General features: G+C 44.4%; 3 protein-coding genes. All 3 read right to left on the bottom strand.

The features are described 5' to 3' along the window. The coding region (locus tag A3757_RS17135; protein ID WP_231878308.1) for a Mur ligase domain-containing protein at positions 1 to 635 on the bottom strand (635 nt) is incomplete at its 3' end. Positions 636 to 701: 66 nt separating this feature from the next. Continuing rightward, positions 702 to 1,388 carry a crotonase/enoyl-CoA hydratase family protein gene (locus A3757_RS17140; RefSeq protein WP_068510566.1) on the bottom strand — a complete coding sequence of 229 codons (687 nt, stop codon included), beginning with the start codon at positions 1,386 to 1,388 and terminating at the stop codon, positions 702 to 704. Between the two features lie 54 nt (positions 1,389 to 1,442). After that, positions 1,443 to 1,688, bottom strand: a complete 246-nt coding sequence (locus A3757_RS17145) for a hypothetical protein (protein ID WP_068509110.1) — start codon at positions 1,686 to 1,688, stop codon at positions 1,443 to 1,445. Positions 1,689 to 1,744 lie beyond the last annotated feature (56 nt).

A 1,744-nucleotide genomic window follows, 5' to 3' on the forward strand; every position in this document is an offset into this window, starting at 1 on the left:
GGAATGGTTCGAATAACATGGTGAAATTGAGTCTGGATTGCAGCAAGATCAGCGAAGATGTCTGCATGATCGAACTCAAGGTTATTAACAATAAAAGTGCGAGGGCGATAATGGACAAATTTCGAACGCTTATCAAAGAAGGCGCTATCGTACTCATCGGCTTCAATGACAAAGAACGGCGTTTCACCCAAGCGGGCCGAACAAGGAAAGTTTTCAGGCACGCCTCCAATCAGGAAGCCAGGCGACATACCCGTATATTCCAAAATCCAGGCAAGCATACTGCTGGTGGTGGTTTTGCCATGCGTACCGGCAACACCCATCACCCACTTTCCTGGCAAGATATGATCTGCCAAGAAGCCTGGCCCGGAAGTATACTTCAAACCTTGATTGAGAATAGCTTCCAGCAAGGGGTTGCCACGACTGATAGCATTACCGATAACATAAAGATCTGCACCAAGTTCTAACTGATCTACCGAAAAGCCGGAAATTAGCTCAATGCCTTGAGACTCCAACTGCGTACTCATTGGTGGATAAACACCCTGATCACAGCCAGTCACTTTAATACCCATCTCTTTGGCCAGCACCGCCAAGCTTCCCATAAAGGTGCCACAAATACCTAAAATATGAATATGCATGTTGAGTCTCAAGTTGTGAAGGTCATTCGGTAGAGGGCTCGAAGCCCTCTATGTAACAAGGAAGGTTTAGAAAGTCGTCGTACGATCGACTTCAATCGCAGCATCCATTGCTTCCAGTAAGGCTTTGCGTGATTTTAGCTTAGTACCGTGATGAGCCTTCATATTCAGCTTTTTATACTCTTCAGCCAACGCTTTAGCTTCAGTCATTAGCTGATCTGCATCGACAAGCTTATCCAAAAATCCTGCATCAACAGCCGTTTCAACATCAAAGATTTCTGCATTCATTACCGAGCGATTAAAGTAGTTTGTCGGGATACGACCACGCGCCATTTCAATGCCTGCCTGGTGCATTGTCATACCAATCGCCACTTCATTCAGGCCTAGCTTAAATGGACCTTTAGCACCAATACGGTAATCGCTACATAAAAGAATAAAGGAGCCTTTGGCAATCGCATGACCGCTACATGCAGCAATAATTGGCGTAGGAAAAGCCAACATTCTACGCGTTAAAGTAGAACCTTCTGCCACAAGCGCAGTCGCATGATCCATACTCTTCTGCATGGTTTTCAAATCATATCCACCCGAGAATATACCTTCCTGACCAGTGATAATAACCACCGCTCCGGTCTCTTCAGCATGATCAAGCGCTTCATTCAATTCTGCAATGACCTGGTGAGAAATTGCATTCACCTTACCGTTTTGAATTTTGATCGTGGCTACTTTATCTTGCAACTCAAACTGTACCAGTTCCATACTAACTCCTAACTATATCTCTTATGTTTTTTGTCCAACCGAGGGTTGTTCGAATTAATGTAATATACGGTCTTCACGCTCTTTTTCTTCAGCTTCGACAATCGATTTAGATAGTGCCCCGGCAGCTTGAACACCCGCACCGATCATTGCTTTCGCTATCGCTGCTTTATGCTCCCCCAAAAAGCCTTCAACCTCTTCTGAAAATTGGATTTCGACCAAGAATTCGCCGTCATCATCCATTCGCTTCAAGGCGAAGCTACCGTTTTCTAATTCAACTATCTCTAAAAATGCGCTACTCATTCAAACTCCAAATTTATATAGAAACCTGCTCACCAGGTAAGTTATATAGTACCTGC

The organism is Oleiphilus sp. HI0117, assembly GCF_001635235.1.

Coding starts and splice junctions, on each gene's coding strand:
- A3757_RS17145 (WP_068509110.1), bottom strand. CDS start 1,688: ATGAGTAGCGCATTTTTAGAGATAGTTGAATTAGAAAACGGTAGCTTC.
- A3757_RS17140 (WP_068510566.1), bottom strand. CDS start 1,388: ATGGAACTGGTACAGTTTGAGTTGCAAGATAAAGTAGCCACGATCAAA.